Origin of the sequence: Streptomyces sp. NBC_00328, assembly GCF_036139655.1 — a bacterium.
In the GTDB taxonomy this organism is placed as follows: domain Bacteria; phylum Actinomycetota; class Actinomycetes; order Streptomycetales; family Streptomycetaceae; genus Streptomyces.
The window spans coordinates 1,122,449-1,148,525 of record NZ_CP108013.1; the positions used below are offsets into that span (position 1 = coordinate 1,122,449).

The window sequence follows — 26,077 nt, forward strand, 5'->3', positions numbered from 1 at the left end:
CTCGGTGAAGCCGGGGTGCGTCGCCCGGCCCCTCAGGCACCGTTGCCCGGGGCGGGAGAGGAACCCGGCGACTCCGGCGCCGGCGACTGTTCGCCGGACGACGAGCCGGACGCCGGGGCCGACTCCGTCACGGGCGGCGGAGGCTCGCTGGAAGGACTCTCCGGTTGCACCGAGGACGGCTCGGAGGAGGAAGGTTCGGAGGAGGACGACGACGGGGACGAACTCTCGGACGACGGCGAGGTCGAGGTCGAGGCCGAGGGGGACTTGGAACCCGAGTCACTGACCGACGGCGAGGGCTTCACCGGGGGGTGCGTCTTCTTGTCCTTGTCCACGTCGTCGCCCCGGTGCCGCTCGATCCACTCGTTGCTCCCGGGGTCGTAGAGCACGAACACGTTGATGACTGTCGTCGACGGCGCGACGGCCACGGAGTTCTGCGGACGGTACGAGGGCCACGGGTCGCCCGTCGTCTTGACGTTGCCCTTCTGCGGTACCGGTTCGAGCAGCGGGTTGCCGCAGGCACAGCGCACCCGGGGCACACCGCGGGAGTCCACGAGGACGGCGGTGCCTGCCTGGAGGACCGCCTGGTAGCTGGTGGGGGCACCGTTGCGGTAGCCGTGGTTGGTGACACGGGTGTCCAGGCGCAGTTGTACGGGGGTCAGGGAGCGCAGGTACGCGGGGACCGCGTTCGGCTGGATGCCCTCGACCGAGGCGAAGGCCTTGTTCTTGGCGGGGTCCGCCTTCAGCGCGCTGACCTGCTTCTCGACGTCGCAGCTCGACACGTTGCGGGTACCGCCGTAGAGGCCGGGCGCGTTGCCGCTGTAGATGCCGGCCTTGTTGGCGGGCGCCGACGAGGCCGATGCCGAGGGCGTCTCCGACTCGATGGAGCTGTCGTTGGCGGTCGACTCGGTGAACGGGTCGGGTCCCGACTTGTCCGCGGACTGCGCGAAGACCTCGCTGCTGGCGTTCTTGGCCCCGCCGCCGCTGTTGGTGAAGACCAGTCCCAGGATCACCGCCGCCGCCACGACACCGGTGATCAGCGCGACCCGCGGCGCCGACCGCCACCAGGGCCGTTCGGGTCCCCCACCCGGCCCACCCGGTCCGCCGGCGCCACCGCCGGGCCCCTCGGGACCCGAGCCACCGCCACCCGTACCGCCCCCTCCCGTACCACCGCTTCCCGGTCCACCGGCTCCGTCGCCCGCGCCGGAAGCGCCGCTGGGCGGTCCCGCGGGCGGAAGGTCGACGGGCTGGGTGGGGCTCGGCTGGGACGGGCCCGACAGCGGGCCCGAAGGCGGTCCTGTGGGGCGGCCGGAGGATGGCGGTTCGACGCTCACAAGCTCTTCTCCCGATGGAGGGATGCGGTGGCACCGAGGTGCTTTTGCCATGCTTTCCTACATAACGAACCCATTGTGTGCCCCGGTCCGCCGGTGCCCGCAAGCCGACGCGGTCGGCTCTCCCGAGGGGCGGACGGTGTCGGTGCTGCTTAGCGTGGCAGCGTGAGTCCCCAGACACCGTCCGCCCAGCCGGCCCACAGCAGCGGTGCAGGTCCGGCCGCCCGTCACGGCTGGCTCCAGGCCCTCGTGGCCGTACTGGCCGGTCTGGTCCTGATGGCCGTGGTCGCCGCTCTCGGCCTGTGGGCCTCCGGGGCCACCGACCTCCCCGACAACGCCTATCCGCGGGTGGTCGCGGCCACCCTGGTCACGGCGGTCGGCGGGACCATCGAGCTCACCGGTGACGCGGGAGCCATCGCCGAGACGAAGGCGGGCCTCACGGTGATTCCGCTGTCGGTGACCCTGACCGGGGCGCTGGTGCTCGGGGCGGGTTTCCTGCGGCCGCTGCGGCACCGCGCGGTCGCCGGGGCGACGGAGCTGGCCGGCTGGGCCGGACGGCTCGCCGTCCTGTGGCTGCTCGTCCTGATCGGGCTGGCGCTCGCGGCCCGCCAGAACTTCACCATCGACCTCGGGGACGGCACCATCGGCGCCATCGGCGACCTGTTCGGCGCAACGCCCGAGGTGGGTTTCAAGGCCGCCATGGCACCGACGCTGGTTTTCGGGGTGCTGTGGCTCGCCGGCGTCTTCGTGATCGCGCTGCTGGTCTCACGCGGTGCGCCGCTCCCGGCCCGGCTGCTGCGCTTCCAGGAATCGGTGCGGCCGGCCGCGTACGCCATGGTGATCCTGCTGCTCGCCTGCGTGGGCCTCGGCGTGGTCATCGGACTGGTCGTGGCGGCGACCCGCGGGCATCCGGCCGAGACCTTCGCCGTGATGCTCCTCGGTCTTCCCAATGTCGTCTGGCTCGCCTTCACCATCGGGCTGGGCGCCACCTGGAACGGACGGGTGGACGGGCCTTTCGGGCTGCCGATGCCGCATCTTCTCGACGAGGTGCTGCGCACGCCGGACGTGTCCGCGCTCAACCTCGGCTCCCTCGCCGACTACGACGGCAGGATCTGGTGGCTGGTGGTCGTCGACGCCGTTCTGCTGTTCGGGGCGGCGTTCCTGATGGCGGTACGCTCACCGGCCCGGACGCGGGCCTGGCAGCACGCCGTCCGCATGGCGGTCGCGCTGGCGCTGACGGTGCTCATGATCTGCCTGCTGGGCCGGATCTCGGCGCACTACGGCCTGTCGATCCTCGGCCTCGGTGACATCGGCGGAGGTCTGAAGGGGGAGCTCTTCCTGAAGCCCCAGGTGTGGGGTGCCCTCGGCCTCGCCGTGCTGTGGGGGCTGGTCGCCGGTTTCCTGGGCGCCCTCCTGGCCAAGGGCGTCCGGCGCAAGGGCGAGGTCGAGTCCACCGGCCGCCGATGACCGATACCGACGGCTGACGGACGACGGCTGACGGCTGACGGCTGACGGCTGACGGCTGACGGCACACGCACGCTGACGGCGGCGCCTCAGCCCCGGAACACCGGCCGGGCCCAGACGGGCGGCTGCGGCACGGGCCCCGGGCCGCCCGACGCCACCTCGGCCTCCGCGCTCGACCCGGTGCCGCTCCCGGTCACCGGGCCGCGTGCGGCGACCCGCAGCGCGCTGACGAAGGCCAGGCACGAGTCGTACCGGTCGTCGGGGCTCTTGGCGAGCGCCTTCGCGAGGACCGCGTCGACCGCATCCGGGATGTCGGGGCGATGCGTGGTCAGGGCCGGCGGCTGGTCGTACTGGTGGGCCCACAGCAGCGCCATGTCGTCGTCGCGCTGGAAGGGCGGACGGCCGGCCATCGTCTCGTAGACGACACAGCCGAGGCTGTAGACGTCGCAGCGGCCGTCGACCGGCTTGCCGGAGATCTGCTCCGGCGCCACGTAGTCGAGGGTGCCGACGAACTGTCCGACGCTCGTGAACCCGGTCAGCGACAGGGACTTCTTGGTCAGTCCGAAGTCCGTGAGATAGACGTGTTCGGGGTGGTCGCTGTCGGTGCCCTGGGCCACCAGGATGTTTCCGGGTTTCACGTCCCGGTGCACCAGGCCGTGGTCGTGCGCCGCGTCGAGCGCGGAGGCGACCTGGATGCCGATCCGGGCGGCCACGGTGACCGTCAGCGGACCCTCGCGGTCGAGAAGATGGCGCAGGTCGCGTCCGGCCACGTAACGCATGGCGATGTAGAGGACGCCGTCCGTCTCGCCGGCCTCGAACACGGGCACGATGTGCGGGTGGTCGATCGCGGCGGCCACCCGTGACTCGTGGGTGAAGCGGCCGCGGAAGGTGTCGTTCCGGGCGAGTTCCGGGGCGAGCAGTTTGAGGGCGACCGTGCGGTCCAGACGCAGGTCCTTGGCCTGGTAGACGACGGCCATCCCGCCGCGGCCGATCTCCCGCTCGATCCGGTAGCCCGCGATCTGCCGTCCGATCAGGTCGGAGGGCCGCCCCGAGAACGGGCTGGTGTCCCGCCCGGACGTCTCGTCCATCAGCCGTCACCCCGGTCCTGCCCCGCGCCGTGCATCAGTCCTCGCTCCCGTCGTCGCCGTCGTCGCCGTCGTCACCGCCGAAAGTGACCAGGCGGGTGGGCTCGTGTCCGCCAGGAGGCCCGCTGGGGGGCCCGCCGGGGGCGGGCTCCCGCACGATCCGTGTCGGCTCCGCCTGGCGCTCGCGCGCCGTGCTCGGCCCCTGCGACCGATCCCGCTCCTGCGATCGGCCGGGTCCCTGCGACCGGTCGCGCTCCGGACCCCGATCCTGCTCCGGACCCCGGTCCCGCTCCGCGTCCCGGTCCCGCGACTGTGCCCGGTCCCGTGACGGTTCCCGCTCCCGGGGATGGTGAGCACGCTCGCGTCGCGCGGTCGAGGGGGTGCGCTCGGCCGCGAAGGTGCTCAGCCGCGTCCCGTCGCAGTAGACCCACCGCTCGTGCTCACCGTCGTACAGCCACAGCGACTCGCCGTCGACGACCACACCGATCCGGCTGCCCTGCGTCCGGGCACGGAAGTTCTCGGCCTCGAGCTGCCCGGACGCCAGTTCCTCGGCCGCCCGCCGGTAGTCGGTGAGCGCCTGCTCGACGCGGGCCAGCAGCGGGCGCGGATCGGCCGTGCGGGCGAGCGGACGGGTCGCCGCCGGCGGTACCTGCGGTACGGCGATCAGCAGGCGGCCGTCGACCCAGGCCGACCAGCCGTTCGCGCACACGATCCGCCCCCAGTCGCCGAGCCGGTCGACGAGTTCGACCGGCAGGAGCGCGTCCAGGGGAACGGTGGGGCGGGACGGGTCGGGCGACTCCCAGGCGGGCAGCCCGTCCTGCGGAACGACATGCGTCGGGCGGAAGCCGGGGGTCGTCATCGGCGGCTACTTCCGCATGACCGCGGGCTCGTGCCGTCGCAGCAGCCGGGCGACCAGCCAGCCGAAGACGACGGAGAGCACCACGAGCATGCCCATGTTGATGAGCCACGCGCTGGTCGAGTGCCGGAACATCGGGTCGCCGGTCAGGTCGCCGGGCACGATCCGGGCGAGGCCGATGGTCCCGGCCATCGCGCCCAGGGCCCAGCGGGAGGGCACGAGCCAGGAGAGCTGCTCCAGACCGGGCACACCGTTCAGCTTCAGCAGGGCGCCGCAGAACACCACCTGGACGATGGCCAGCAGCACCAGCAGCGGCATCGTCACCTCCTCCTTGCGCACCACGGCGGAGACGAGGAGGCCGAGCATCATCGCGGTGAAGGCGAGCAGGGCCACCGCCAGCGTGATCTCCAGCAGGGGTGGCATCAGGACGCCCTCACCCCCGGGGGCGTTGAGGTCGACGCCGAACAGGCCGACGAGGGTGAGCACGACGGCCTGGAGCACGGTGATGGTGCCGAGGACGACGACCTTGGACATCAGGTACGCCGATCTGGACAGGCCGACGGCGCGTTCTCGCTGGTAGATCGTCCGTTCCTTGACGAGTTCGCGCACGGCGTTGGCCGCGCCGGTCAGCACGCCGCCGACGCACAGGATGAGCAGCGCGTTCATCGCCGTCTCCTGGGTCAGCTTGCCGCCCGCCAGCGCCCGCGCCATCGCGCCCATCACGAACGGCAGCGCGATCATGATGGCGAGGAAGGTCCGGTCGGCTCCGAGCGCGGCGGCGTAGCGGCGGACCAGGGTACGGAGCTGGGAGCCCCAGCTCTGGGCCTTCGGCGGCGGCCCGACGAGGGCTCCGGTGGCCGCGTCCGGCATCTTCGGCTGCGAGGTCGACTTGTCGATGTACTGACCATGGAACGGCGAGTCCCGGTACTCCCCCGCCCAGTCACGGTCGGTGTCGCGCTCGAAGGCTTCGAACGCCTCGGGCCACTGCCGGTAGCCGAAGAAGGCCAGCGTGTCGTCGGGCGGCCCGTAATAGGCCACCTTGCCGCCGGGCGCGAGGACCAGGAGCCGGTCGCAGACGTCCAGGCTGAGCACGCTGTGGGTGACCACGATGACGGTTCGGCCGTCGTCGGCGAGGCCGCGCAGCATGTGCATCACCGAGCGGTCCATACCCGGGTCGAGTCCGGAGGTCGGTTCGTCGAGGAAGAGCAGGGACGGCTTGGTGAGCAGTTCCAGGGCCACGCTGACGCGCTTGCGCTGCCCGCCCGACAGACTGTGGATGGGCTGGTCGGCACGTTGCCCCAGGCCCAGTTCGCCGATCACCTCGTCCACCCGCGCCAGACGCTCCTCCTTGGCCGTGTCCTGCGGGAAGCGCAGTTCGGCGGCGTAGGTCAGCGCCCGGCGGACGGTCAGCTGGGCGTGCAGGATGTCGTCCTGCGGGACCAGGCCGATGCGCTGGCGCAGTTCGGCGTAGTCGCGGTAGAGGTCACGGCCGTCGTAGAGCACCGTGCCGTGGTCGGCGGGCCGCTGTCCGGTGAGCGCGTTCAGGAGCGTGGACTTGCCGGCGCCGCTCGGGCCGACGACCGCGAGCAGACATTTCTCGCCGACGGGAAACGACACCTGGTCCAGGAGCGTCTTGCGGCCCTTGTCCACCTCGACGGTGAGGTCCTGCACGTCGAGGGAGACCTCGCCGCTGTCGACGTACTCCTGCAGCTGGTCGCCGACGAGACAGAACGCGGAGTGCCCGATGCCGACGATGTCACCGGGTGTGATCAGGGCACGCTCGACGGGCTGTCCGTTGAGGAACGTGCCGTTGTGGCTGCCGAGGTCGACGATCTCGTACGTCCCGTCGGGCCGGGCCAGCAGTTCGGCGTGGTTCCGGGAGACGATCAGGTCGTCGACGACGAGGTCGTTGTCGGGGCCACGGCCGATGCGGACGGTACGGGAGGGCAGCGGCCGTACCGTGGTCGGCTGTCTGAAGGTGCTGGTGGCGGCCGGCATGGAGACGGCCGAGGGGCGCTCCGCGGCAGGTGGCGGACGGCGCACGAGGACGGCTCGCGGGCCGTCCGCGGGACTCCCGAAGCGGATCACGCTGCCGGGTCCGACGCCCCATTCGTGGACGCGTCGGCCGTCGGCGTACGTGCCGTTCGTGCTGTTCTCGTCCTCGAGCGTCCAGTGATCGGCCTGCGGCCGCAGCACCGCGTGGTGCCACGAGACCCGGACGTCGTCGATCACGACGTCACACAGCGGATCGCGCCCGACGTGGTAGTCGTGGTCCGGGCTCATCACCGTCGAGCCCGTCTCGGTTTCGAGGACGAGCTCGGGTGCAGTCGCCGTGAGCGGCCTCTCTGCCATGCCTGAATTCTAACGATCCGCCCACATAAGTGCCTGATCTGTGTCCGGCGGCCGGGGCTCGCGAACGATCAGGCGGCCGAGGTTCCGAGGACCGCGGCGGTGCGGTGCATGCGCAGCGCGTCCACCGATTCCGCGAGCAGTTCGTACTCGGTGGTGTCGTCGCTGGTGGAGACGCGGACGAGTTTGCCCGCGGCCAACTCCTCGGCGACCAGCTCCTGTTGCCCCGAGTCGCCGCACCAGGAGCGCAGCATGGTCGGGACGTCGGGAACGCCGTCCCCCACCGGGGCGATCGAGTTGGGCGGAAAGGCGGGATCCTCGGGCTGCGGATCGAGCCGTTCGGCCATCCAGGCCGCACGGTCCCGCATCCACCACAGGGCCAGCGCGAGGGTCGGCGCGCGATAGGTGCCGAGGGGTACGCCGACTCGCTGACCGCCGCACATGCCGTACGCGGTGACATGGCACAGGAATTCGTCGTGCACGATCTTCCCCCATTGGCGTCGCTCGTCGCCGGTCCGGCCTCACTTTCCCTGCGGCTCATGGGCTATGCTCCGTGCAATTGCACAGGCATGGCTGAATTGCCCTACTGATTGAGTATCGTCACTACTGACACACTGTCACCACGTGAATTCAGCCAGTCTCTTGGCATATTCATCGCCGCGGTTGGCCGAAACGGCATCGACAGCTTTTTGAGGAGTTCCCCGACGCGGTCGGCGTCGGGGAACTCGGCGTACACCCGCGGGCGCGCCCCGCGCCCCAGGCCCTACGCCCTGACCACCGCGTCGATCCGGGTGAGTTCGTCCTCGGTGAAGTCCAGGCTGGCGACGGCCTCGACGCTGTCCTCCAACTGCCGCGGGCTGCTGGCGCCGACCAGGGCCGAGGTGACGCGGCCGCCGCGCAGCACCCAGGCCAGCGCGAGCTGGGCCAGCGACTGGCCACGGGACTTGGCGATCTCGTCGAGCGTCCGCAGCCGGCCCACGAGGTCCTCGGTGACCGTGTCCGCACTCAGGAACGGGCTGTCGCTCGCGGCCCGCGAGTCCTCCGGGATGCCGTCGAGGTAGCGGCCGGTGAGCAGGCCCTGCTCCAGCGGCGAGTACGCGATGGACCCCACCTGGAGCTCGTCGAGCGCGTCCAGCAGCCCCTCGTCCTCGGGGCGGCGGTCGAGCATCGAGTAGCGCGGCTGGTGGATGAGCAGCGGGGTGCCCAGCTCGGCCAGGATCCGGGCGGCTTCACGGGTCTGCTCCGCCGAATAGTTCGAGACGCCGACGTACAGCGCCTTGCCCTGCTGGACGGCCGAGTGCAGGGCGCCCATCGTCTCCTCCAGCGGAGTCTCCGGGTCGGGGCGGTGCGAGTAGAAGATGTCGACGTAGTCGAGGCCCATCCGGCCCAGACTCTGGTCGAGCGAGGACAGCAGGTACTTGCGCGAGCCCCATTCGCCGTACGGGCCCGGCCACATCAGATAGCCGGCCTTGGTCGAGACGATCAGCTCGTCACGGTGGTGGGCGAAGTCCGCCTTCAGGGCGTCACCGAGGGCGGACTCGGCCGCGCCGGGCGGCGGGCCGTAGTTGTTCGCCAGGTCGAAGTGGGTGACACCGAGGTCGAAGGCGCGGCGCAGGATCGCGCGCTGGACGTCCACGGGCCGGTCGGGGCCGAAGTTGTGCCACAGACCGAGCGACAGCGCCGGAAGCTTCAGGCCGCTGCGTCCGGTGCGCCGGTAGGGCATGTCCGCGTAACGGTCGGGGTGCGGGGTGTACAACGCGTACTCCTGAGAGGCCGGGGAAACAGGCTGCCTCCACTCTCGCGCGCCCCGCGGGCAGCGGTCCAACGGAAGGATCGGATGGCATTGAGCGATCCCGCTTCTCAATCGGTCCGGGCGCCCCTCGGTCGGCGCCTACCCTTGCCTCTCATGGAACTGCGTCATCTTCAGCACTTCGTCGCCGTCGCCGAGGACCGGCACTTCACCCGGGCGGCGGAGCGGCTCATGGTGTCGCAGTCGGGTCTCTCCTCCTCGATCAGAGCGCTGGAGCGGGAGCTCCAAGCCCCTTTGTTCGTCCGTACGACCCGCCGGGTCACCCTCACGGAGGCCGGCCGTGCCCTGTTCGTCGAGGCGGAACGGATCCTCGCCCAGGTGCGGTCGGCGCACGACGCCGTGGCCGCCGTCCAGGGGGTGCTGCGCGGCACTCTGTCCCTCGGCACCGAACAGTGCATCGCCGGCGTGCACTGCGCCAGGCTGCTCGCCGCGTTCCGGCGGCGCCATCCGGACGTGGAGATCCGGCTGCGCCAGGCGGGTTCCGAGGCACTGGCGGAGGAGGTCGCGGCGGGCCGTCTCGACCTGGCCTTCGCCGTGCGCACCCGTGCCGATGCCGAGCAGCTGCGGTCGGTCCCGCTGGCCAGTGAGCCGATGACCGTGCTCTGCCACGCCGAGCACCCGCTCGCGACCGCCGCCGTGGTCACGCCCGAGGAACTGGGCGGGGAGGCCTTCGTCGACTTCCACCCCGACTGGGGTCCGCGGCGCACCACCGACGCCGCCTTCGCGGCGGCGGGTGTGCGGCGGACGGTGGCGCTGGAGGTCAACGACGTCCACAGCCTTCTGGAGCTCGTCCACGAAGGCCTCGGCGTCGCCGTCGTACCACGCCATTTCGGTCACAAGCCGGAGGCCCGCGATCTCACCGCGCTGCCTTTCAAGGGCGTCTCGGAGGGCTCGTACGAGACGGTCGCGATGCTGCCTCCGGCGGAGGCCACGAGCCCGGCCGCGCGGGCCCTGATGGCCCTGCTCGACGCCTCTCAGGAAGGCGCCTGAACGTCCGGGACGCACGGCGACGGCGGGGAGGCGGCGTGCCCGGCACCGTTTCGGGACACCCGGGCGGTTCCGGGCGCAGGGACGGGCCCGATGGGCGATGGTGGTTCCATGCTTGCGAAGGACATCCTCATCGACGGATTCGGCCGCATCCGGGAAGAAGTCCATGCCGCTGTCGACGGGCTCGCGCCGGACGCCCTCAACGCCCGCCCCGACGAGACCGCGAACTCGATCTCCTGGCTGGTCTGGCACCTCACCCGGGTCCAGGACGACCATGTCGCCGACGCGGCCGGGACGGAGCAGGTGTGGCTCACCGAGGACTGGGCGAAGCGCTTCGCGCTCGACCTGCCGCGCGGCGACACCGGGTACGGCCACACGTCCGGGAAGGTCGCCCGGGTCCGGGTGGAATCGGGCGACCTGCTGCTCGGCTACTACGACGCCGTCCACGAACGGACCCTCGCCTACATCGGCGGGCTGGCCGCCCACGACTTCGAGCGCGTCGTGGACGAACGCTGGGACCCGCCGGTCACCCTGGGCGTACGCCTGGTCAGCGTCCTGTCCGACGATCTCCAGCACGTCGGACAGGCCGCCTACGTACGCGGACTGGTTCAGCAGTCGTGACCGGGAAGCACGACGTCCTCGGACCGGTTCAGCAGTCGTAACCGGGAAGCACGACGTCCTCGATGAGGGCCTTGCGCTCGTCGAACGGGATGAACGCGCTCTTGACCGCGTTCACGGTGACGGTGCGCAGATCCTCGATGCCCCAGCCCGCCTCCTCCACGAGCAGCGACATCTCCCGGGTCATCGTCGTCCCCGACACCAGACGGTTGTCGGTGTTGAGGGTGACGCGGAAGCCCAGGTCGCGCAGGGCGGTGATGGGGTGCTCGGCGATGGACTTCGCCGCGCCGGTCTGGAGGTTGGAGGTCGGGCACATCTCCAGGGCGATGCGGCGGTCGCGCACCCAGCCGGCGAGGCGGCCGAGCTTGCCGTCCACGATGTCCTCGGTGATGCGGACGCCGTGGCCGATGCGCTGGGCGCCGCAGACCTGGAGCGCCTGGTGGATGCTGGGCAGACCGTGCGCCTCGCCGGCGTGGATGGTGAACGGGACGCTCTCGCGGCGCAGGTGCTCGAAGGCGGCCAGGTGGTCGGCGGGCGGGAAGCCGTCCTCGGCGCCCGCGATGTCGAAGCCGACGACTCCGGCGTCCCGGAACGCCACCGCGAGGTCGGCGATCTCGCGGGTCCGGTCGAACATCCGCATGCCGCACAGCAGGGTGCCGACGCGCACCGGGGTGCCCGCGGCGGCCGCCTTGGCCATACCGGCGGCGAGGCCCTCCTGCACGGCCTCGACGACCTCGGGCAGGGTCAGCCCGCCGTTGACCATGAGCTCGGGCGCGTACCGCACCTCGCCGTAGACGACACCGTCCTCGGCGAGGTCGAGGACGTACTCCTCGGCCGTGCGGAGCAGGCCCTCGCGGGACTGCATCACGGCGAGGGTGTGCTCGAACGTGGCTATGTAGCGGACCAGGTCGCCGGAGTTGGCGGCCTCGTAGTACCAGTCGGCCAGTTCCCGCGGGTCCGTGGTGGGCAGGGTGTGGCCGACGGTCTCCGCGAGCTCGACCAGGGTGGCCGGGCGGAGGCCGCCGTCGAGATGGTCGTGCAGGACCGCCTTGGGCAGGCGGCGGATCGTGTCGATGTCGATGCGGGGCGCGGTCATGTGCGGTGTTCCTCGGGAGGTCGTTCGGATCGGGATGGTGCGGAAGAGTACGGGGGCGTACGAGGGCGTACGGGAGGGTGCGGGAGACCGGGCCGGTCAGCCCGCGGGCTGGAGCAGGTCCCAGCGGTTGCCGTACAGGTCCTGGAAGACGGCGACCGAGCCGTACGGCTCGTGGCGCGGCTCCTCCAGGAAGGTCACGCCCGCGGCGCGCATCCTGGCGTGGTCGCGGGCGAAGTCGTCGGTGTACAGGAAGAAGCCGACACGTCCGCCGGCCTGGTCGCCGATCCGGCCGCGCTGCGCCTCGTCCTTGGCCCGGGCGAGCAGCAGCCCGGTCCCACCGCCGTCCGCACCCGGCTCGACCACGACCCAGCGGGAGCCGTCGGGCCTCGGGGTGTCCTCGACGAGGCGGAAACCGAGGGCTTCGGTGTAGTGGCGGACGGCCTCGTCGTAGTCGTCGACGACGAGGGTGACCAGGGCGATGCGTCTCATCGGACCTCTCCAGGGTTATACGTAACACGCAGGGTACGTCATTCCCTGCCGGGCGCTACGGCGCCGCTCCACCGCCCGGTTCCACGGCGCCGCTTCTCTGACGGGTGGCACGGCACCGCTTCTCTGACGGGTGACGGGACGCCGTCACCCGCCGGGCCACGGGACGCCGACTTCCTCGGGCGATGGGACGCTGATCTTCGTGGGGCAACCCGGCGGCGATCCCGGGCACGCATCGTCTACAGTTGTGTAGACGAAACCGCGACGCAGCTGGGCGCGGGCGAGCAGTCCTGCCCCGTGCGCGCGTCCCGTGGAAAGGGGCCACAGTCATGTCCGCCGCCCTGGGCGCCTCACTCGCGCACGAGGCCGACGCCACCCGGGCCCGGCCGTGAAGCGACAGGGCACCAGCGACATCGCCGCGTCGGCCGCACTGGGGAGCCTGGTGGCATTCGTGCTGCTGGCTCTGGTCGTGACCGGTCACGACGGTGCTCCCCTGTCCGGCGACTCCGAGCTGGCCTCCTGGTCGCTCACGCACCGCCCGGACGTGGCGCTCGCCATGGCACGCGGCGTGACCTACACCGGCACCGGAGTCGTCCCGTACGCGCTGGTCGTCCTGGCCGGCCTGCTCCTCGGCCGGACGGCACGGCAGCGGGTCCGCGCCGTCGCCGCGTGTGTATGCGCTCTGGCCGCCGCGCAGGCCCTGCGGTTCGCCGTGATGTCACTGATCGCCCGTCCCCGGCCCCCCGTGGCGAACTGGGCCACCCATGCCTCGGGGTGGTCGTTCCCCTCCGGTCACACCACCACCTCCGCCGTCGCGGGCGGGCTGCTCATCCTCGCGGTGCTCGCCCGCGCCCCGCAGTCCAGGAGAGCCCTCGTCCTGCTCATCGGCTGCTGGGCCGTGCTCGTCGGCCTGTCACGCGTCTACCTGGGCGTTCACTGGTTCTCCGACGTCGTGGGCGGCTGGCTGTTCGCCACCTGCTGGCTGAGCCTGCTCGTGTACGTCCTCGCGCGCTTCTTCCCCCACCTCCACTCCGCGACAACGGCGCCCCCGCCTCCTCTCCGCGAAGACCCCACGGCGAACCACGGGCTGTAGGCTGCGGCCGTCGCTGAGATCACCCGAGGAACGCCATGGAACATTCGCTGTCGACCCGTAACCGTCTGGGCAACAGCGGCCTCGGGGTCGTCCCGGCCGTTGCCGCTACCGCGTACGCGGTACAAGCCGACGACTCGATGCCACGCCTCGTGGCGATTCTGGCCGTGCTCGGGTTCGCCGTACTGGCAGTCCGCGGATACCGGCTCGGCGTGGCCTACGACCACTCGCGGATCACGATTCGCGGCTACTCGCGCACACGGGTCATCGACCGAGAACACATCAAGGCCGTCACGGACTTTCCGGCCGTGAGGTGGACAGCTCGCAACGGGCGCGAGCGATGGACCCCTCTGACCGCTTTCATCACGGGCACAGGTGAATTCTCGGCGACCCGGATCCACAAGGAACACGCCCTCAAGAACCTGCGGCGGTGGGTACGAGGAGGCGGCGGCGAACGAGGGCGTGCGAAGACCGCCGTTCCCCGATGACATCGACAGCGGCTTCAGCCGGCGAAGCAGCCGAAGTCCTCGTTGTCTCGATCCTCGTACGCCTTTCGTGATGCTTCCTCGCCCTCGCTGAAGACCACGCGCCCGGTGTCGAGTTGGCGGGGCTTGAAGGTGAGGAATCCCGAGACGAGATCGTCCGAGGTCATGTTGGCGCGCAGCGCGTACGTGGATTCGGGGTCGAGCGCGACGGACAGGGGGAGCTGTGTCGTGAAGCCTTGCGGGGAGCTCCCGAGGCGGATTCGATGCAGCGGGATCCCGTGGGAAGCCTTGATGTGCCACAGCAGTTCACCCGGATCATCGACCGTGCCATCATGATCCCACCGGTACAGGCCGACCTCGGTGATGCCGTCGTGCTCGGCGCCCGGACAATCGCGCCAGCCGATCATCGGCCCCGAACGCCCGCTCTCGACGAACAGCGGATCGAACTCCGCGCCGCAACCACTCAGCAGGAGTGCGAGAACCAGGACGCCTGTCGCCCTTCCCCACTTCACCCGGCGCAGTGTACGAGGGCGGTGGCGGGTGAACACCGCTCTGCATTGTCTCGACCTGACAACGTGGGCCATGACGGCCGGGCAGCCGTCACTCGGCGCCCGGCGGAAATCCGTAGATGCCGTCGTCCACGGGGGTCCCGTCCGGGATCTCCAGAGGGAGGATTCCCCAGTTCCGGGCGATGGCCATGACGTGCTGTTCATCCGGCATGGCGGCATGCCAGTCGTCCCATTCGTCCTCGCTCCAGTTCTGTCGTCCTTCCTCCAGCCACCTTTCCCCGACGCCGAGTCGGCGCTCGATCTCGGTGGGCTCGCCGAGCCGCAGGGGCACATCACCGACGCAGCCGTGGTAGCAATAGGCCCGGACCAGTCGGCCGGCCTCCACTCTCGCCCAGGCGTGATAATCGCCGATGCGATCCGTGCTGAAGTACTGAAGGTCGCCGAGGCGCCGGCCGAGCGCTCCGAGCCAGTCCAGCATGGCCGGACCGTCGCCGTCGCGTCCGTTCTCGAGGTGGATCCGGCCGTGGGCCAGTGTCCACCCCTCCACGGGGGACGCGACGAAGACGCCCCGCTTGTACGCCGCTTTGGTCCCTGAGTCCCAGTCCATCGGCACTCGCCCGACCAACCCGAGCGCGTCGGCGACCGCCCGGCTGCCGGCGCCGGGCACGGCGAGCCAGGATGTCTTGTAGCCCATACCCATGGTGATCCCCTCCCACGTCTTTGGGCGGATCCTGCCGCACCGCACTGACATCCGCCGTCGGGCGCCCCGTCACGCCCGGCGAGCCTCGCCCGGGCCCCTCCCCTCGGGGTGACCTCGGCGAGACTCACGGGTCGCGTACGGCTACGGATACACGTACGTGTTCAGCGTGTTCACCGCGGAGCCGGGATCGCCCAGGTCGTAGCGGTCGACCGCGAGGTAGTTGGGCTTCTTTCGGGCGGCCGGTTCGCAGAAGCGGCGGGCCCGGTCGGCGAGTTTGGTGTTGTCCGTCCCGGCGGTCCCGGAGATCGTGGCGTCACGGAAGTGGTTCATGACGAAGAGCGGGCGGAAGCCGTTCTCGGTACGGGTGAGCGGTAGGTTCGTGCCCGCGTCGTACCAGCGGCTGTAGCAGGACCAGTCGGAGGAGCCGAGGCCCGAGCCCATGGACCAGTAGTTCTCGACGGTCCATTCGCGCTGGTACATGACGCCGAAGCTGTCCCGGGTCAGTCCGGCGGCCTCGTCCGATGAACGGCTGTGGTCGGTGAAGATGAGCAGGCGGTGTCCCGCCGCGGTGAGATCCGCGAGCTTCGGCCAGCCGTTCTCGCGCACGCCGGTCAGGTCGGGACGGTAGAGGACGTCGGACAGGCCGTTCACGCGGGCGAGTTCGGAGCGCAGGACGCCCGGATCGACGTAGTCCTCCAGGAACACGGTGACGACCTGGTCGGGGTGCTGCTTGAGGAAGTCGACCATGCGCTGGAGGTCGACCCAGAGCGCGACCGGCCTGCTGACGAGGGTGCAGCTGTTGTGACACAGGATCGCGCCGTCGGGGGTCTGGTGCAGATCGAGCATGAAGCCCCGTACACCGTCGGCGAGTTGCTGATCGATACCGCGCTTCTGATTGGGGACGAGGTTGACGAAGGGCGGGGCGAATCCGCCGTCCACGCCGTTCGCGTAGGCGTTGTGCGCGGTGAGGAACGTGACTTGGTCCAGGGTGCGTTGGTCCTGCGGCGGCATCGGCCGGGTCGCGGACGCGACCGGGGTGAGGTACCAGGAGGCGAGGGCGCCCCGTGAGCCGATCGCAAGCTGGGCCGGGTAGTTGGAGCCCGCGGACTTGTCGGTGACCGTCAAGTACCGGTCGGATCCCGGGGCTTTGAGTGTGTACTGGTCGGTGCCGCTCGGTGTCACCTCCCAGGCCGCGTCGGCGCTCGTACAGGCCACGGTCCGGGCCTGGTCGCCCGAGCGGCCCAGGCAACTGCCCGCGCTGTCCGTGCTTTCGAGTACGGAGGCGGAACCGCTCCGGCGCAGGGTCCACTGCTGGCGGTCCTCGTTTCCCTTGGGGTTGTGCTGGACGACCGCGCCCGCGCTGTCGGCCGCGTTCAGTCCCGTGACGGCGCTCTGGACGAAGTAGGTGCCCGCGACGGGGACTTCGGCGGCGCCGGCGGGCGCGGGGACGGCGAAAACGGAGCCCAGTACAGCGGTGGCGGCGAGCAGGGAGCGTCGGCTCGGTCTCATGGCACGTGATCCCTTCCTGTGGGGAGCATGAGCATGCCATGCAGCGACACAGGGGCGGGCGATGGCGGTACGGATCGCGTCAGTGGGTATGACCCCGGGCCGATGGCTTTCCGCACACCCGCCGGGTGAGGTCAGCCGCCGCCGGCTCGCGTGCCGGGGTGCTCGATCCGCGTGACGAACGCGGCGATGTCGGCCACCACGCGTTCGGGCTGTTCCCAGTGGAGGCAGTGGCCGGTCTCCGGGTAGGCGAGAAATTCCGCGCCGTGCACCGCGTCCAGGATGGTCTGCTGGTCCTCTCGGGGCAGGAACTCGTCCTGTTCACCCCAGATGACGAGTGTGGGCACCAGGATGCCGCCGAGGGTCGCGCGGAGATCGGCGTCGAGGAGACCGCGGGCCGTGTCCTTCCAGACGTACGCGGGAAGCTTGAGATTCTCCTCCACCATGGTCTCGACGAACCCCCGGGCGATCGGGCGGTTCACCGTATCGGCCAGGAAGTCCTCGACGAACGCGCGGGGCACGGGATCGGCCAGATCCTCCATGGCGCCGGCCATCCTGGTCACCGCCTGCTTGTCCGCGAGGGTGCCGGGGACACCGAGCAGGACCAGGCCCGCGATGCGGTCGGGATGGCTGCCGGCGACGATCCGGGCCGGTACGCCGCCGCTGGACGCCCCGACCAGGACGGCCCGGGGGATGTCGACCGCGTTCAGGAAGTCCACCAGGTCGGCGGCGAAATCGTCCGGAGTGTAGCCCTCCGTGGGCCGACCGGCATCACCGTGCCCGCGCTGCGTGGGCGCGTATCCGTGCAGGGACGCGGGAAGGCGCCTCAGCAGCGGTTCGAAGGACCACCAGGAGTCGGCCAGACCGTGCACGAAGACGACCGGCGTACCACTGGGGTAGCCGGCTTCGGCGTACGGGAGCGCGAGACCTTCCCGCACCTGCGCGGACTTCAGGGAGATCACGGTCACGGCACTCTGCCTCCTTCCGCCCGGCCACCGGGTCCGGGAACCCGGGAGCGGAGAGCGGGCGGCGATCACTTCCGACAGTACCGAGGGGCGGCACGCGCCGCGCTGCGAACGGGCCCGCTCGCGCCGTTCGAATGAACCGGAGCGTGCGCGGGCGGGCGCTGGTCCGGTGAGTGAGCCCATGAGGGGACGCTTCCGAAGGGGACCTGGGGTCACGGCCCCGGAGGGCTCCCGGACGGTCCGGCCCGTGTCCGGTGGTGGCGCCGCCCGTACACAGGAGCTGAGCACGGGTTCTGCCCGGGGGACCCACTCCCGCTCGGTCCCCGGGAGCAGTTAGTGTGTCCGTCGTACCGGACACGGGGTGCCCCGTCCGAGGGCTGAGATCACACCCGTCGAACCTGAACCAGTTCATACTGGCGGAGGGATGTCTTCCATGCCATTGGCGCATGTTCCCGGCGGGCTGCCCGCCGACAGCCGGCCCGCCGTCTTCGACGGACGGATGCCCGCCGCACCCGGCGACCTGCGGGTGGAGGGGCACGGCATCGAGCCGGTTCCCGAGAGCAACCGGTACGGCGGGGCCGGGCGCCTGTTCACCGTGTGGTTCGCCCCGAACCTGACGATGACGGGCGTGTTCACCGGCACCATCGGGATCGCGCTGGGCCTGGACTTCGGCACCGCGCTCGCCGCGGTCGTCCTCGGAACCGTGATCGGCGCCCTGCCCACCGCCTACCTCAGCACCTGGGGCGGGCTCACCGGCACCGGCCAACTCCCGCTCGCACGGCTCGCGTTCGGCCGGGCGGTGGTACTGCCCGGGATGCTCCAGTGGCTGTCCTCGGTCGCTTGGGACGCGTTGATCGGCCTGTTCGGCGGGGATGCGCTGGCGCGGCTGTGCGGCTGGCCGTTCTGGCTCGGCGTACTGGTCATGATGGCCGCTCAGGGGGCCCTCGGCGTCCTCGGCTACGAAGCCATACACCGCCTGCAGATCGTCATGACGTTCGTGCTCGCCGTGGCCTTCGCGGTGATCGCCTGGCGGATGCTCGACGGGGTCCACCCCACGACGACCGGATCCGCGACGGGCGCCGACCGAGCCGGCGCGTTCGTGCTCACCAGCACCATCGCGCTGAGCCTCTCGCTGTCCTGGGCGCCGTACGCCGGTGACTTCAGCCGCTATCTGCCGCGTTCGACGTCCCGGCCGCGGATGTTCTGGTGCACCCTGCTCGGGCTCGTCGCATCCTTCGTCGCCGTGCAGGTCCTCGGGCTGTGGGGCGCGTCGGTGCTGACCGACCAGACGGCGGCGGGCGTGGACTCGCTGCTGGGCGGCGGCGCCGCGGGAGCGTTCGGGCTGCTGGCCGTGGCACTCGCCGCGGTGTGCAGCAACGCGATGAACGACTACAGCGGTTCGCTGGCCCTGCAGACCCTGGGTGTGCGGATGCCGCGCCCGTTGGCGGCCGCCCTGGCCGCCGCGCTCGGCTTCCCGCTGGTGCTGTGGATGCACGCCGCCGACACCACGGCCCGCTTCCAGAACGTGCTGTTGTTCGTGGGCTATTGGATCCCCGGGTTCGTCGCGATCGTCGTCGTCGACTGGATCGCCCGGGGGCGGGAACGTGGGGACGCCCCGGTCGACGTCGCCGTCGAGATGTCCCGTCCGCGCCCCGGATGGCCGTCGCTGGTGGCCTTCGTCGCGGCGTTCGGCGCGGCGGTGCCGTTCATGGACACGGGCCTGTACGTCGGTCCGGTGGCCGACGCGCTGCACGGCGCCGATCTCTCGTACTACGTGGCGTTCCTCGTCGCCCTCGCCCTCTACGCCCCGCTGCGGATGCGCCGCCGCGTCTGAGGGCCGCCCGTCGCTCCGCCGGTCCAGGGCTTCGGGCCCGCGGCCGTATCCGAGAGGAACACCTCATGACCGCCCCGCCCCGCGTCCTGACGATCGCCGGCTCCGATTCCGGCGGAGGCGCAGGAATCCAGGCCGACTTGAAGACCATGCTCGCGCTGGGCGCCCACGGGATGAGCGTGCTCACCGCTGTGACCGCGCAGAACTCCGTGGGTGTGCAGGGGGCTTGGGAGCTGCCCGAGGAGGCGGTACGCGCCCAGTACCGCAGTGTGGTCGACGACATCGGCGTCCAGGCCGTGAAGACGGGGATGCTCTCGTCGCCCGGACTCGTCACCACGGTCGCCGAGTTGCTGTCCGACGTGGGCGTCCCGGTCGTCGTGGACCCGGTGAGCGTCTCCAAGCACGGGGACCGGCTGCTGGCAGACGACGCGCTGGACGCCGTACGGACCCGGTTGCTGCCGCGGGCGACCGTGGCCACCCCGAATCTCGACGAGGTCGCCCAGCTCACCGGGTCGAAGGTGGACGACGAGACGGGCATGCGCCGGGCCGCAGGGCTGCTGCTCGCGTTCGGTCCCCGTTGGGTGCTCGTGAAGGGGGGTCATCTGCCGGGCCAGGCCGTCGACTTGCTCACCGACGGAACGTCCGAGCACTGGCTGCGCGCGCCCCGCCACGACAACCGGCACACGCACGGCACGGGGTGCACGCTCGCCTCGGCCATCGCGGTGGGCCTGGCCGAGGGCCTTTCGGTGCCGGAGGCGGTACGACGGGCCAAGGCGTACGTGACGGCCGCGATCGAGGCCGGTTTCGCGCTCGGTGCCGGTATCGGGCCGGTGGACCACGGGTGGCGGCTGCGCCGCAACGACTGACCCCGCCCGGCGTTCGCCCGATGTTCGGGCACGGCTGCCCCCCGCCCGGCGGACGCCCGCCGTTCCGGCACCACGGAATTCCGCCCGGGCCGCCGCCCGCGATCCCGGCACGGTTGTTCAGTTCCCCGGCCGCCGACCCTCATTCGGGCCCGACCCGCCCCTCCGTCGGCCACCGCCCGCCGGGGGCCCTGACCCCGGCCGGCCAACGGCTCCGCACCTCGGCGCGAGGCCCCGGGGCGTCCGGGTCCGGAGGCCCGTCCCACGGTCCGGCACACCTCCTGCCTCGGACGGTGAACACCTCGGCCCCTCCCGGCGTACTGATCGGCACAGCGACAGTCGTCTGCTCGCCCGTCAGGTACGCGGACAGGCAGATCCGGATCCAAGGAGCACACCATGAAGGCGACCGCGCAGATCGGCGTCACAGGGCTCGCGGTGATGGGCCGCAACCTGGCCCGCAACTTCGCCCGGAACGGCTACACCGTCGCCGTCCACAACCGCACCCCCGCGCGCACCAAGGCACTGGTCGAGGAGTTCGGGCACGAGGGCTCCTTCGTCGCGGCCGAGTCGGCCGCGGACTTCGTGGCGGCGCTGGAACGCCCCCGGCGCCTCATGATCATGGTGCAGGCGGGTGCCGCCACCGACGCCGTCATCGAGGAATTCGCCCCGCTGCTCGAAGACGGCGACATGATCATCGACGGGGGCAACGCGCACTTCAGCGACACCCGTCGTCGTGAGCAGTCGCTGCGCGAACGCGGCATCCACTTCGTCGGCGCGGGTGTGTCCGGCGGTGAGGAGGGCGCCCTCAACGGGCCGAGCATCATGCCGGGCGGCTCCCCCGAGTCGTACGCCTCGCTGGGCCCGATGTTCGAGTCGATCAGTGCCAAGGTGGACGGCGAGCCGTGTGCCACGCACATCGGCACCGACGGCGCCGGACACTTCGTCAAGATGGTGCACAACGGCATCGAGTACGCCGACATGCAGCTCATCGGCGAGGCCTACGACCTGCTCCGGCGCGTCGGCGGCTACACGCCGCAGCAGATCGCGGAGATCTTCCGGCGCTGGAACAAGGGCCGCCTCGACTCGTACCTGATCGAGATCACCGCCGAGGTCCTCGCGCACACGGACGCCGCCACCGGCGAGCCGTTCGTCGACGTCGTGGTGGACGCCGCCGGGCAGAAGGGCACCGGCCGCTGGACCGTGCAGACCGCCCTGGACCTCGGCTCCCCGGTCACCGCCATCGCGCAGGCGACCTTCGCCCGCGCCGCCTCCAGCCAGGACGGACTGCGCTCCGCCTACCGCGGCCTGCCCGGCGGCACCCACTGGGAGCTGTCGGGAACCGAGGCCGAGCGCTTCACCAGCCAGGTGGAACACGCCCTGTACGCCTCGAAGCTGATCGCCTACGACCAGGGCTGGAAGATGATCCTGGACGCGGCGGCCGAGTACGGCTGGGACATCGACCTCGGCGAGGTGGCGAAGATCTGGCGCGGCGGCTGCATCATCCGCGCGGCGTTCCTCGACCGTATCCGCGCCGCGTACGCCGTCGATCCGGGCCTGGTCAGCCTGCTGTCGGACGCGGGGTTCGCCACCGAGATCAAGGACGCCCAGGTCCCGTGGCGCGAGGTCGTCTCCACGGCAACCCGCAGAGGCGTCCCGGTGCCCGCGTTCTCCGCGGCGCTGTCCTACTACGACACGCTGCGCGCCGACCGGCTGCCGGCCGCCCTGACGCAGGGCCAGCGCGACTTCTTCGGTGCCCACACCTACCGGCGCACCGACCGCCAGGGCAGCTTCCACACGCTGTGGGGCGAGGCGTCCCGCAGCGAGACCGAGGTTCTGTGACCTCCGTCGGCCGATGAGCGAGCGAGGGGCGGGCCTACTTCCGTGGTGACGGAGGTACGGCCCGCCCCTCGCTGACGGCCGGGCGTCTCAACCACCGTTCGTGAAGGGCCCGTCGACCCCCGTCACGAGGCGCGTCATCACCGCGGGCGGCAGCGACGGATTTCCGGCCGCCGCTTCCGCCACCTGCCGGTCGGGGTCGGAGAGCAGTTCCACGATCACCCGCGGCGGGAGTGCCGGGTGAGCGGCGGCCACGGGTCTCGCCCGGGCGTCCGCGAGGCAGGAGAGCAGGACCGGGGCGGTCGCGTTCGGGTGCCGGGCGATCTCCCGGAACACCTTCTGCCCGGGTGGGGCCTGCCGGGCCAGGTGTTCCAACAGTGCCGCACTCGCTCCAGGGTTGACCGCCGCCTTGGCGTGGACCCGGGATCCGTGCCGGTCGACCATGGCCAGCAACCGGTCTTCGGTGAGGCCAGGGTGCGGCGCGACGGACTTGACCACCCTCGCGTCGGGGTCACTCGCCAGCGCGTCACGTATCTGCGGCGGCAGATCACGGCGTTGGGCCGCCAGCATGCGTGCCGCCGGGTCCGGCGACCGGGCCAGCTCCTTGATCTCGGCGGGAGTCGCGGCGGCGATCCGGGGGAGCAGGGTGGCGCCGACCTTGGCGGTGCGGGCCAGTTCGGTGAGCACGTCGAGCGGGACACGGGGATGCCGTGCGAGGCTGCGGCGCACGTGGACGTCAGGGTCCCCCGCCAGTACACGGATCACGTCCTCGCCGGTCGCGGGGTTCTCGGCGAGGTCGGCGCGGACACCGGGAACGGGGTCCGCGGCAAGCCGTGCGCACACCTGCGGGGGCAGGTCCGGACGGGCCGCGAGTGTCCAGCGCAACATCGTCGAGGGATGGTCCGCGAAGCGGACGACCGCTTCGGTGGGTGTCGCGGGGTTGCGGAGTGCGGCGACCTGTATGTCGTGGACCGTGGACTCGTGGGAGCCGTCGCAGGAGGCCCCCGGCAGCAGATCACAGTCCGGCCGGGGGCACTCCGGATCGTGGGTGAAGGAGGTCGCCTCGCGGTCGCAGACCTGGCAGTGTCTCGCGGGCGGCAGCCCCTCGCCGGTGACGAGCGCGGCCAGTATGTGCGCGGGCGTCGCCTCGTTGGCCGCCACGGCGCGGCGCACCTCGGCATGCGGATGCTCCGCGAGCCCGGCAGCCGTTTCCGGTACGGTCCACAGGGCGAGCTCCGCGACGACGTCCGGATCCGGGTCCGCGGCGAGCCTCTCCACCACGTCGGCGGGGAGGCCGGGGCAGGCGGCCAGCTTCTCCCGGCGCTCCGCCACCGGGTCCGCCGCGAACAGGCGCGCCCACTCCGGGCTGCCGGATCCTTCGTCGAGCAGGGCGAGGGCGGTGTCCGGCCGCGCCACGGGATCGACGTCGGCGGCTGTCAGCCTGCCTTCACGGGCGAGCCGTACGCCGTTTCGCCCGTCGCGCGCGAAGAGGGCGACCGCCTGCGCGTGGGTGAGGTCCTCCCGGCCCGCGAGGTCGACGGCGAGGTCGGCGTCCGCGACCGCGATCAGCCGGTCGACCAGTTCGGACGGCAGGGCCGGGTTGGCGGCGAGACCGCTCAGGACATGGTTCACAGGGGGCATCCTGCCTCGGGCGTGGAGGATCGGCCCGGGATTTTTCCGGCGCGGAGGTCACCGGGCGGAACGTCCCGGTGCCGGCCGGCGCGGTGCGCACGCCTCGCTCGGTGCCCCGGCGTTCATCGGCGCCCAAGGTCGAAATTTCCTTGTCAACGGCTCCTTCAGTACGCGAGTCGATCTCGCGACACCCGCCCTGACCGGGGCAGATGCTTCGCGCCGGGGGCGGTCGGTCCCCCGCCGCGGGACCTGCCGGCCTCTGCCACCACTCGCGCGCGCCGCGATCCCCTTGCACTGTTGGGGTGTAACGAGGAGGTGCGGTGCCATGCGCGGAGCACAGGGTGCGAGGCAGTGGTGCTGGCGCTGGCGGAGGAATCCGCTGCGTCGCCGTGACGACGTCTTCGAGGCGTGGATCGTGCTGATCGTCTGGACGGTGATGGTGCTGGGCGGCACCCTCGCCGGCCTGGTGACCGCCCACGCCGCCGACGAGTCCTTCACGCGGCTGCGCCACGACCGGCAAGCCATCCCGGCCATACTGGTCAGCGGCACGGAAAGGGCGGTACCCGCCGGAGAGGGCTCGTCCTTCGACCATGTCCGGGCGACGGTCCGCTGGACGACGCCGGACGGGTCGCCGCACATCGGCAGCGCCCTGGTGGAATCCGGGCACAAGGCCGGATCGCACGTGGTGATCTGGACGGATCCGCAGGGCCGGCCCACCACGGCACCGCCGACCACGAGCGCCGCGGCCACCGAGTCCACCCTGCTGGGCGTCGCCGCCGCCGTGGCCCTGGGCGGCCTGGTCTTCGGGGTGGGCGGCCTCGTCCGGTGGCGGCTCGACCAGCGGCGCTACCGCCGGTGGGAGCGCGAGTGGGAGCGGCTCGGCCCGCAGTGGGGGCACAAGACGCCCTGACCCGGGTGCGTCCGGCCCCACGGTCGGGGCCACTGATCCCCGGCAGGAGTCAACCGGCCTGAGCCATAAGGGACTTCAGCGGTGCGGGACTTCACGCCTCCCGGACGGTGTTGCCGTCCGGGAGGCGTTCGGCGGCGACGGGGTCCGTGACGGTCAGGGCGTGGATGGCGCGCGGCACGGCGCCGCGCAGCCGGCAGTCTCCTTCCGCGGAAGCCTCAGGCCCGGGCCGGTGCCATGCGGCCCGCGAAGGGGGGCCGGACGGCCCATGGCGGCGGGCGGACCGCGGGCGGAGATTGGAGGCGGAAGGGTCGGGCGCCAGGAAGAGGCAGGATCATGAACACTTCCACCACATCCACCATGCTGCGGGCGCTGCCCGCCCACCAGCAGGAACGGCTGCTGCACATGGCCCGCGAGGTGTCGTTCCCCGAGGGCACCCGGCTGTTCGAGGAAGGCCGTCACGCGGACCGGTTCTGGATCATCCGGACCGGGACGGTGTCCCTCGACATGCGGGTCCCGGGCCGCCGGGCGGCCGTCATCGAGATCCTCGGTCACAACGAACTCGTCGGCTGGTCCTGGCTGTTCGCCCCGCACACCTGGCATCTGGGCGCCGAGGCGACGAGCCCGGTGCGCGCCTACGAGTTCGACGCCGAGGACGTCCGGGCACTGTGCCGCGAAGACCCCGAGCTGGGAATGGCCGTGGCCCAGTGGGCGGGCGAGATCGTCGGCCACCGGCTCCAGTCGGCCCGGACCCGGCTGCTCGACCTGTACGCCCCTTACGGCAGCGGCAGCGCGCGCTGACCACCGGCGTCGCGCGGATCGGTGAACCTGCCGTCGGCCTCGGCGGGGAAACCCGTGCAGACTCGAATGGGGCCGGTCGGCCCTAGTGCATCGGGGCCGGAAGCGCAACGATCGAGCTGAGCGGGCTCACGGTCTGCTGTCCATTACTGAACAAGGGGTCGTCATGGCCGAGGCGCGTACGTTCTCCGAGCGGAACCCGATCAGGGTCTTCCTGCTGGACGACCACGAGGTGGTGCGCCGCGGTCTCACCGACCTGCTGGACGCCGAGCCCGACATCTCGGTGGTCGGCGACGCGGGCAACGTGGAGCACGCCCTGGTGCGCGGCCCCGCGCTGCGCCCCGACGTGGCCGTTCTGGACGTACGCCTGCCGGACGGCGACGGCATCAGCGTCTGCCGGGAACTGCGCAGCCAGATGCCCGAGCTGTCCTGTCTGATGCTGACGTCCTTCGACGACGAGGAAGCCCTGCTCGACGCGATCATGGCCGGGGCGGCGGGCTACGTCCTGAAGCAGATCAAGGGTTCCGACCTGGTCTCGGCTGTCCGCACCGTCGCGTCCGGCCAGTCGATGCTGGACCCCACGACGACCGCCCGGCTGATGCGCAAGCTGCGCACCGACCCGGCCGAGGAACCGGCTCTCTCGCCCGAGCTCGCCGGCCTCTCGCCGCGCGAGCGGGACATCCTCGCGCTGATCGGGGACGGGCTCACGAACCGCGAGATCGGCAAGGAGCTCTATCTCTCCGAGAAGACGGTGAAGAACCACATCTCCCGGCTGCTGGCCAAGCTCGGCGTCCAGCGCCGCGTCCAGGCCGCGGTCCTGGCCAACCAGCTCGAACACCCGGAAACGGCCGGCCACCACTCCACGCGCTGAGCCCC

Annotated in this window: 24 protein-coding genes and 1 riboswitch; of the genes, 11 read left to right on the plus strand and 13 right to left on the minus strand. The window is 71.4% G+C overall.

The genetic code is table 11. From position 1 onward, the window contains the following. Positions 1–32 precede the first annotated feature (32 nt). Positions 33–1,331, minus strand: a complete 1,299-nt coding sequence (locus OG485_RS04795) for a DUF6777 domain-containing protein (RefSeq protein WP_328664750.1) — start codon at positions 1,329–1,331, stop codon at positions 33–35. Between the two features lie 162 nt (positions 1,332–1,493). Here OG485_RS04795 and OG485_RS04800 point away from each other — a divergent pair, with 162 nt between their 5' ends. Further along, positions 1,494–2,795 carry a streptophobe family protein gene (locus OG485_RS04800; protein ID WP_328664751.1) on the plus strand — a complete coding sequence of 434 codons (1,302 nt, stop codon included), beginning with the start codon at positions 1,494–1,496 and terminating at the stop codon, positions 2,793–2,795. A gap of 86 nt (positions 2,796–2,881) precedes the next feature. On the opposite strand, the gene OG485_RS04805 is transcribed toward OG485_RS04800, so the two are convergent. The 5 genes from OG485_RS04805 to mgrA all read right to left on the minus strand — a co-directional run bounded on the left by OG485_RS04805 (position 2,882) and on the right by mgrA (position 8,838). Next, on the minus strand, positions 2,882–3,880 hold the full coding sequence (locus OG485_RS04805) for a serine/threonine-protein kinase (protein ID WP_328664752.1): 999 nt from the start codon (positions 3,878–3,880) through the stop codon (positions 2,882–2,884). Between the two features lie 34 nt (positions 3,881–3,914). Further along, entirely contained in the window at positions 3,915–4,736 is an 822-nt protein-coding gene (locus OG485_RS04810) for a hypothetical protein (RefSeq protein ID WP_328664753.1), read from the minus strand. A 6-nt stretch (positions 4,737–4,742) separates the two neighbouring features. Further along, the gene (locus tag OG485_RS04815) at positions 4,743–7,085 is read right to left on the minus strand and encodes an ABC transporter ATP-binding protein/permease (RefSeq protein ID WP_328664754.1); all 2,343 of its coding nucleotides are present in this window, start codon (positions 7,083–7,085) and stop codon (positions 4,743–4,745) included. Positions 7,086–7,153: 68 nt separating this feature from the next. Next, on the minus strand, positions 7,154–7,564 hold the full coding sequence (locus tag OG485_RS04820; RefSeq protein WP_328664755.1) for a hypothetical protein: 411 nt from the start codon (positions 7,562–7,564) through the stop codon (positions 7,154–7,156). A 281-nt stretch (positions 7,565–7,845) separates the two neighbouring features. Further along, positions 7,846–8,838 (minus strand): L-glyceraldehyde 3-phosphate reductase, encoded by a 993-nt coding sequence (gene mgrA, locus OG485_RS04825; protein ID WP_328664756.1) that lies wholly within the window; start codon positions 8,836–8,838, stop codon positions 7,846–7,848. A 150-nt stretch (positions 8,839–8,988) separates the two neighbouring features. Here mgrA and OG485_RS04830 point away from each other — a divergent pair, with 150 nt between their 5' ends. Together OG485_RS04830 and OG485_RS04835 are read left to right on the plus strand one after the other, a co-directional pair. After that, positions 8,989–9,882 carry a LysR family transcriptional regulator gene (locus OG485_RS04830; protein ID WP_328664757.1) on the plus strand — a complete coding sequence of 298 codons (894 nt, stop codon included), beginning with the start codon at positions 8,989–8,991 and terminating at the stop codon, positions 9,880–9,882. Between the two features lie 108 nt (positions 9,883–9,990). Next, positions 9,991–10,500, plus strand: coding sequence for a mycothiol transferase (locus OG485_RS04835; RefSeq protein WP_328664758.1), 510 nt, complete (start codon positions 9,991–9,993; stop codon positions 10,498–10,500). Positions 10,501–10,528: 28 nt separating this feature from the next. Here the strand turns inward: OG485_RS04835 and OG485_RS04840 are convergent, their stop codons facing one another. Then, positions 10,529–11,593, minus strand: a complete 1,065-nt coding sequence (locus tag OG485_RS04840; RefSeq protein ID WP_328664759.1) for an adenosine deaminase — start codon at positions 11,591–11,593, stop codon at positions 10,529–10,531. Between the two features lie 96 nt (positions 11,594–11,689). Beyond that, positions 11,690–12,082 carry a VOC family protein gene (locus tag OG485_RS04845; RefSeq protein ID WP_328664760.1) on the minus strand — a complete coding sequence of 131 codons (393 nt, stop codon included), beginning with the start codon at positions 12,080–12,082 and terminating at the stop codon, positions 11,690–11,692. A gap of 385 nt (positions 12,083–12,467) precedes the next feature. Between OG485_RS04845 and OG485_RS04850 the strand changes: the two genes are divergently transcribed. Together OG485_RS04850 and OG485_RS04855 are read left to right on the plus strand one after the other, a co-directional pair. Beyond that, positions 12,468–13,172 (plus strand): phosphatase PAP2 family protein, encoded by a 705-nt coding sequence (locus OG485_RS04850; RefSeq protein ID WP_328664761.1) that lies wholly within the window; start codon positions 12,468–12,470, stop codon positions 13,170–13,172. Between the two features lie 35 nt (positions 13,173–13,207). Next, a complete protein-coding gene (locus OG485_RS04855; protein ID WP_328664762.1) occupies positions 13,208–13,657 on the plus strand; it encodes a hypothetical protein in 450 nt (149 codons plus the stop codon). Positions 13,658–13,671: 14 nt separating this feature from the next. On the opposite strand, the gene OG485_RS04860 is transcribed toward OG485_RS04855, so the two are convergent. The 4 genes from OG485_RS04860 to OG485_RS04875 all read right to left on the minus strand — a co-directional run bounded on the left by OG485_RS04860 (position 13,672) and on the right by OG485_RS04875 (position 17,337). Continuing rightward, entirely contained in the window at positions 13,672–14,166 is a 495-nt protein-coding gene (locus tag OG485_RS04860) for a hypothetical protein (protein WP_328664763.1), read from the minus strand. 88 nt (positions 14,167–14,254) lie between these two features. Next, positions 14,255–14,857 (minus strand): hypothetical protein, encoded by a 603-nt coding sequence (locus tag OG485_RS04865; protein ID WP_328664764.1) that lies wholly within the window; start codon positions 14,855–14,857, stop codon positions 14,255–14,257. 147 nt (positions 14,858–15,004) lie between these two features. Continuing rightward, a complete protein-coding gene (locus tag OG485_RS04870; protein ID WP_328664765.1) occupies positions 15,005–16,372 on the minus strand; it encodes a phospholipase in 1,368 nt (455 codons plus the stop codon). A gap of 131 nt (positions 16,373–16,503) precedes the next feature. Then, positions 16,504–17,337, minus strand: coding sequence for an alpha/beta fold hydrolase (locus OG485_RS04875; RefSeq protein WP_328664766.1), 834 nt, complete (start codon positions 17,335–17,337; stop codon positions 16,504–16,506). Between the two features lie 344 nt (positions 17,338–17,681). Further along, a riboswitch (TPP riboswitch) is annotated at positions 17,682–17,776 on the plus strand. On the opposite strand from OG485_RS04875, the gene OG485_RS04880 reads away from it, so the two are divergent. The 3 genes from OG485_RS04880 (at position 17,768) to gndA (ending at position 21,867) form a co-directional block, all read left to right on the plus strand. Further along, on the plus strand, positions 17,768–19,168 hold the full coding sequence (locus OG485_RS04880) for a purine-cytosine permease family protein (RefSeq protein WP_328664767.1): 1,401 nt from the start codon (positions 17,768–17,770) through the stop codon (positions 19,166–19,168). It overlaps the preceding riboswitch by 9 nt. 65 nt (positions 19,169–19,233) lie before the next feature. Continuing rightward, positions 19,234–20,031 (plus strand): bifunctional hydroxymethylpyrimidine kinase/phosphomethylpyrimidine kinase, encoded by a 798-nt coding sequence (thiD, locus tag OG485_RS04885; RefSeq protein ID WP_328664768.1) that lies wholly within the window; start codon positions 19,234–19,236, stop codon positions 20,029–20,031. Between the two features lie 393 nt (positions 20,032–20,424). Continuing rightward, positions 20,425–21,867, plus strand: a complete 1,443-nt coding sequence (gene gndA, locus OG485_RS04890; protein WP_328664769.1) for an NADP-dependent phosphogluconate dehydrogenase — start codon at positions 20,425–20,427, stop codon at positions 21,865–21,867. Positions 21,868–21,954: 87 nt separating this feature from the next. Here the strand turns inward: gndA and OG485_RS04895 are convergent, their stop codons facing one another. Further along, the gene (locus OG485_RS04895) at positions 21,955–23,496 is read right to left on the minus strand and encodes a hypothetical protein (protein WP_328664770.1); all 1,542 of its coding nucleotides are present in this window, start codon (positions 23,494–23,496) and stop codon (positions 21,955–21,957) included. A 325-nt stretch (positions 23,497–23,821) separates the two neighbouring features. Here OG485_RS04895 and OG485_RS04900 point away from each other — a divergent pair, with 325 nt between their 5' ends. From OG485_RS04900 to OG485_RS04910, 3 genes are all read left to right on the plus strand, one after another. Continuing rightward, positions 23,822–24,406 (plus strand): Rv1733c family protein, encoded by a 585-nt coding sequence (locus OG485_RS04900; RefSeq protein ID WP_328664771.1) that lies wholly within the window; start codon positions 23,822–23,824, stop codon positions 24,404–24,406. A gap of 333 nt (positions 24,407–24,739) precedes the next feature. Beyond that, the gene (locus OG485_RS04905; RefSeq protein WP_328664772.1) at positions 24,740–25,204 is read left to right on the plus strand and encodes a Crp/Fnr family transcriptional regulator; all 465 of its coding nucleotides are present in this window, start codon (positions 24,740–24,742) and stop codon (positions 25,202–25,204) included. 163 nt (positions 25,205–25,367) lie between these two features. Beyond that, entirely contained in the window at positions 25,368–26,072 is a 705-nt protein-coding gene (locus OG485_RS04910) for a response regulator transcription factor (RefSeq protein ID WP_328664773.1), read from the plus strand. Positions 26,073–26,077: the final 5 nt, after the last annotated feature.

Bases quoted from the DNA above. Each gene is read 5' to 3' on its own strand.
- OG485_RS04905 (WP_328664772.1), top strand. From the start codon at position 24,740: ATGAACACTTCCACCACATCCACCATGCTGCGGGCGCTGCCCGCCCAC.
- OG485_RS04810 (WP_328664753.1), bottom strand. From the start codon at position 4,736: ATGACGACCCCCGGCTTCCGCCCGACGCATGTCGTTCCGCAGGACGGG.
- OG485_RS04805 (WP_328664752.1), bottom strand. From the start codon at position 3,880: ATGGACGAGACGTCCGGGCGGGACACCAGCCCGTTCTCGGGGCGGCCC.
- OG485_RS04900 (WP_328664771.1), top strand. From the start codon at position 23,822: ATGCGCGGAGCACAGGGTGCGAGGCAGTGGTGCTGGCGCTGGCGGAGG.
- OG485_RS04845 (WP_328664760.1), bottom strand. From the start codon at position 12,082: ATGAGACGCATCGCCCTGGTCACCCTCGTCGTCGACGACTACGACGAG.
- OG485_RS04830 (WP_328664757.1), top strand. From the start codon at position 8,989: ATGGAACTGCGTCATCTTCAGCACTTCGTCGCCGTCGCCGAGGACCGG.
- gndA (WP_328664769.1), top strand. From the start codon at position 20,425: ATGAAGGCGACCGCGCAGATCGGCGTCACAGGGCTCGCGGTGATGGGC.
- OG485_RS04910 (WP_328664773.1), top strand. From the start codon at position 25,368: ATGGCCGAGGCGCGTACGTTCTCCGAGCGGAACCCGATCAGGGTCTTC.
- thiD (WP_328664768.1), top strand. From the start codon at position 19,234: ATGACCGCCCCGCCCCGCGTCCTGACGATCGCCGGCTCCGATTCCGGC.
- OG485_RS04855 (WP_328664762.1), top strand. From the start codon at position 13,208: ATGGAACATTCGCTGTCGACCCGTAACCGTCTGGGCAACAGCGGCCTC.
- OG485_RS04865 (WP_328664764.1), bottom strand. From the start codon at position 14,857: ATGGGCTACAAGACATCCTGGCTCGCCGTGCCCGGCGCCGGCAGCCGG.
- OG485_RS04840 (WP_328664759.1), bottom strand. From the start codon at position 11,593: ATGACCGCGCCCCGCATCGACATCGACACGATCCGCCGCCTGCCCAAG.
- OG485_RS04815 (WP_328664754.1), bottom strand. From the start codon at position 7,085: ATGGCAGAGAGGCCGCTCACGGCGACTGCACCCGAGCTCGTCCTCGAA.
- OG485_RS04870 (WP_328664765.1), bottom strand. From the start codon at position 16,372: ATGAGACCGAGCCGACGCTCCCTGCTCGCCGCCACCGCTGTACTGGGC.
- OG485_RS04880 (WP_328664767.1), top strand. From the start codon at position 17,768: ATGCCATTGGCGCATGTTCCCGGCGGGCTGCCCGCCGACAGCCGGCCC.
- OG485_RS04835 (WP_328664758.1), top strand. From the start codon at position 9,991: ATGCTTGCGAAGGACATCCTCATCGACGGATTCGGCCGCATCCGGGAA.